The following is a 4,690-nucleotide window of genomic DNA, read 5'->3' as shown; positions in this document are numbered from 1 at the left end:
GCACCACCTTGCCGGTCAGCGCCATTCCGAGAAAAGTGCGGCCATGAAAGGCGCCATCGAACGCGATGACGCCCGGCCGGCCGGTGTGCGCACGCGCGATCTTGATGGCGTTCTCGACGGCTTCGGCACCCGTGGTGAAGAAGGCGGTCTTCTTTGCCCAGTCGCCTGGCGTGCGCTGGTTGATCTTCTCGGCGAGCGACACATAGGAGGCATAGGGCACGATCTGATAGGCGGTGTGCGTGAACTGATCAAGCTGCGCCCTGATCGCCTCGACCACGCGCGGGTGGCGATGGCCGGTATTGAGCACCGCGATACCGCTGGCGAAGTCGATGTACCGACGGCCCTCGACATCCCAGAGCTCCGCGTTCTCGGCGCGTGCCGCGTAGAAGTTCTCGAGCACGCCGACGCCGCGCGGCGTGGCTTCATCCTTGCGGGCGTGCCATTCGGCATTGCTGCCGCAGGTAAGAGGTGCCGCCGCGCTGCGCAGCTTCGTGACGTTCGACATGAAAAAGTCCTTCGTGGTCTGCACGGCGCACCGTGCGCTGGCCGGGAACGGCCGGGGTTTCCGGGAATCTGGAGTTGTGGACGATACGGCGATGTGGTTCCTAAGATAAGGTCCACTTCTGGAATAATCACTGGTCCACATTGGATGAAGCCATGAGCCAGACCGTCACGCTCTCAGACTGGGTGTTGCAGCGCCTCGACCGCGAAAGCGCCGTGCCCGTCTATCGCCAGCTGCACGGCCTGTTGCTGTCGGCGGTGCTCGACGGGCATCTGGCGGCCGGCAGCAGGCTGCCATCCAGCCGCCTGCTCGCCGGTGAACTCGGCCTTGCTCGCAATACCGTGGTCGAGGTGTACGACCACCTGATCGCCGAGGGCTGCCTGCGCGGCCAGCACGGCAGCGGGACCTTYGTGGCGGATGTGTCCGGCGACCGGATGATCGGCCTGCCGCAGCGAAGCACCAGGGCCGCCGCATCGCCCGCGGCACGGACGGTGTCGCGTCTCTCCGGGCGCGGCAAGGTGCTCGTCGCGGGTGCGGGTTTCTCGCCTCGCCAATGGGGCGCCTTCATGCCCGGCGTGCCCGACGTGACCGAGTTCCCGTCGCGCACATGGATCCGATTGCAGAACCGCCACTGGCGCCGCGTGGCCCCGGAGAAAATGAGCTACGCGCCCGGTGGCGGCTTKCCGGAACTGCGCTCGGCGTTGGCCGAGCACCTCCGTTCGACACGCTCGGTGCAATGCGATCCGAGCCAGGTCATCATCACCACCGGCAGCCATCAGTCGATCGACCTTGCGGCCCGGCTGCTCACAGATCCGGACGACGCCGTCTGGCTCGAAGACCCTTGCTACTGGGGCATGCGCAGCACTTTGCGCTCCCTCGGCCTGCGCCTGCATGCCGTGCCGGTGGACAGCGAAGGCCTGGCGTGGGCCGAACCGCGAAAGCTGCCGTCGCCGCGCCTTGTGCTTGCCACGCCATCGCACCAGTATCCGCTGGGCATGGTCATGAGCCTTCGGCGCCGGCAGTCCTTGCTGGAGCACTGCCAGCGCGAAGGCAGTTGGATCATCGAGGACGACTACGACAGCGAATTTCGTTTCGGCACCCGCCCCATCGCATGCCTGCAGAGCCTGGACACGACCGAGCGCGTGATCTATGTCGGCAGCTTCAGCAAGACGCTCTTTCCCGGTCTGCGGCTGGGCTACGTGGTGGTGCCGCCCGGCTTGGCCGATGCCTTCTCGAAAGGGTCTGCCGAGCTGTACCGCGAGGGCCAGCCGCTGCAGCAGGCCGTGCTCGCCGACTTCATCGACGAGGGCCACCTGAGCGCGCATATTCGCCGGATGCGCAGCCTGTACGGAAAGCGACGCCAGTGTCTGCTCGAAGCGGTGCAGCACCACTTCGGCGGCTCGCTCGCCGTGCTGGGCGACAACGCCGGCCTGCACATGGTGCTGGCGCTGCATCCAGGAGCGGACGACGTGCAGATCGCCGCCGACGCGCTGGCCGCGGGCATCGCCGTGCGGCCGCTCAGCCGCTACTACAGCACGGCATCCCGGGCGCGTTCAGGCCTGCTGCTGGGATACGCCTGCGTGCCCGAACCCCAGATCGGGCCGGCCTTCGCAGTGCTGGCCAAGGTGCTGCGGCAGCACGGCATCCGTGCGGTGAGCGCCCTGACTTGATCAGGCGACCGGCCCAAGCAGACGCAGCGCCGCCTCCCAGCCCGACTGCGTGATCTCGGCGCTCTCTTCGCGGTCGAACTGGCGCGCGGTGCGCTCGCACACGTCGGCCGCCGGATAGCTCAGGGTGCGGCCGCCGGCCAGTGCCTTCACCCGTGCCTGGCAGGCACGTTCGAGGAACAGGATGTTCTGGAATGCCGCAGGATTGCTTCGCCCCGCAGCCAGGAGGCCGTGGTTTCCGCACCAGCCGTTCGCGCTCGTCCAGGTCGAGCGCGATGCCTTCGTAGTCGTGGTAGCCCAGGCGGTTGTAGAACTTCAGTGCATGCTGGGTGATCGGCAACAGCCCTTCCACCTGACAGGCCACCGCCATGCCGTCGGCGGTGTGGGTATGGATCACGCAGGTCAAATCGTGGCGCGCCATGTGCACCGCCGAATGAATGGTGGATCCGGCGGGATTGACGCGGCTGAGCGCCGGATCGACATCGCCCACCACGTTGCCGAGCGGATCGCCCTTCACCAGGTCTTCCGCGCGCATCTCGTCGAACAATACACCGTAGCGGTTGATGAGGAAGTGGTCCGGAGTGCCGGAAATGCGCGCGCTGATGTGCGTATCGATCAGGTTCATCCGGAAGTGCGCCACCGGCCGGTAAAGCGAAGCAAGCTCCTTGCGAATGCGGTGTTCTGTTGCGTGCTCTTCTTGATTGGATCGGCTGTCATGTAGTCAGTCTCGTCAGTGGTCTCTATGGGTGTGTCGTTCAATCTTCGGCTTAGGCCGGTGCGCCCTGGTGCGCGACCGGCGGCTGCCATGCCCGGCCGGGCACGGAAGCGATCAGGCGCTGCGTGTACTCATCGCGGGGGGCATCGAATATCTGCTCCGGTGGGCACTCCTCGACCACCCGGCCACGGTGCATCACGATCACCTTCTGGCAGATCTGCGCCGCCACCCGCAGGTCGTGGGTGGTGAAAATCAGCGCCAGGTTCAGTTCCTTCTGCAGCCGGCCAGCAACTCGAGCACCTGCGCCTGCACCGACACATCGAGTGCCGATACCGACTCGTCGGCGATAATGAGTTTGGGCCGCAGCGCCAGCGCCCGCGCAATGCCCACGCGCTGGCGCTTGCCGCCGGAAAACTGGTTCGGGTAGCGGTCGAAGGCCGAAGCCTCGAGGCCGACCAGGCCTAGCAGTTCGCGGGCCCGCAGCCGCGCCTCCGCCACCGGGACGCCGTTGGCGACCGGCCCGTCGGCAATGATCCGGCCCACCGTGTGGCGCGAGGCGGTTCCGGCGGCACGGTTTGGTGCAAAGCGCACCATTTCCGCACCAATCGCGTGGGCCTGGCCAGGGGGCTCAACCGCTCCGGCTGAAGAAATGCACAGCCTCGTCAGTCCTCGATACTTGGTTACCTACCGGCTGAGCGAAACCAGGCTGCTCGACGTCGAGAACTCATGCATGCCACGCGGCGCACGACGGCGCGCGGGGCGAGCGGGTGGAGCGCAACAGCTCCTTCGGATCGTCGGCCCAGGGATCCGCGGCTTCTTGCCGCGGATTCATCTCCGGGGCGACAAATGGATGCCGGCGATCATGCAGCGGACGGATCCGCCCGCCAATTCGATGGTGGGCACCGCCAGCGGCGACAGGCGCGCCGAGCGCTCGATGCGAGACTTCTGCGCCGGGGTGAGGCTGTCGCAGGCCCGCTGCGAGAGCGCGAGGAGTCGGCCGTCGCGGCCGGTGAGCTCTATGGCATTGCCCGCGAACTCGCCGATCTGGGCATGGCTCAGTTCGATGACCTCGCGGCCCGATTCTTCCAGCCGAGCACGTACCTCGGCGGCGCGCCGTGGGTCTGTGATCGTGTCCAGGCCGATCAATGCGAACTCCGTGGCCACGCACATCAGCACGTTGGTATGGTAGATGGGCCGCCCGGCCGCGTCGGCCGTGTCGAAGACCATGGGCTCGAAGTTGAAATGCGTGYTGAAGCGTTCCAAGGCCACCGGGTTGGCGCGATTGGAACGGGCGGCATAAGCCACGCGGGCCAGGTGGTCGAATACCATGGCGCCGGTGCCTTCGAGGAACAGGTTGTCCTGCTCAAGACCCGAGTAGTCGATCACGTCCTGCACCCGATACTCGGTCTTGAGCATCTCGATCACGTCAGAGCGGCGCTCGCGCCGACGGCTCGGCGAGTACATCGAATAGATCGCCACATGGCCACCCGGGTGGGTGGAGAACCAGTTGTTGGGAAAGACCGAGTCGGGGGTATCACGCTCCCCCTCATCCTCGAAGAGGTGGACGCGCACTCCCTGAGCTTCGAGGCATTCGGCAGCGGCCGTCACCTCGCGATGACCCGCGCATGCCAAGGCCTCGGCCTGGCCCTGCTCGGCGGCGCTCTGGAAGGCGTTGTCGACAGCAGTTTCAGGATTCGGCGTGAACCGATGAGGACGGATCATCACGACGGCTGCGGGGGCCTGGATGGAGCGAATAGCGGACATTGGTGGCGCGACTCCCTTGCTCTTTCCCGGACTCTCAAGCGG

The 4,690-nt window shown here is 66.4% G+C and carries 3 protein-coding genes and 2 pseudogenes; 1 reads left to right on the top strand and 4 read right to left on the bottom strand.

Annotated elements, in window-relative coordinates:
• The coding region (locus AC1DY5_RS42615; RefSeq protein ID WP_478120455.1) for an aminotransferase class III-fold pyridoxal phosphate-dependent enzyme at nucleotides 1–505 on the bottom strand (505 nt) is incomplete at its 3' end.
• Nucleotides 506–657: 152 nt separating this feature from the next.
• Here AC1DY5_RS42615 and pdxR point away from each other — a divergent pair.
• Complete coding sequence (pdxR, locus tag AC1DY5_RS42610) at nucleotides 658–2,172, top strand: MocR-like pyridoxine biosynthesis transcription factor PdxR (protein ID WP_478120454.1); 1,515 nt, start codon at nucleotides 658–660, stop codon at nucleotides 2,170–2,172.
• Here the strand turns inward: pdxR and AC1DY5_RS42605 are convergent.
• The 3 genes and pseudogenes from AC1DY5_RS42605 to ctlX all read right to left on the bottom strand — a co-directional run bounded on the left by AC1DY5_RS42605 (nucleotide 2,173) and on the right by ctlX (nucleotide 4,648).
• A pseudogene (locus AC1DY5_RS42605) lies at nucleotides 2,173–2,842 on the bottom strand (class II aldolase/adducin family protein).
• Between the two features lie 94 nt (nucleotides 2,843–2,936).
• Nucleotides 2,937–3,436, bottom strand: a pseudogene (locus tag AC1DY5_RS42600) (ATP-binding cassette domain-containing protein); the annotation flags it as partial.
• Between the two features lie 276 nt (nucleotides 3,437–3,712).
• A complete protein-coding gene (gene ctlX / locus AC1DY5_RS42595; protein ID WP_478120456.1) occupies nucleotides 3,713–4,648 on the bottom strand; it encodes a citrulline utilization hydrolase CtlX in 936 nt (311 codons plus the stop codon).
• Nucleotides 4,649–4,690 lie beyond the last annotated feature (42 nt).

This window comes from Variovorax sp. P4_D9, from assembly GCF_056401695.1.
The sequence above is the reverse complement of the archived record's forward strand: the minus strand, read 5'-3'. Positions and strand labels throughout refer to the sequence as shown.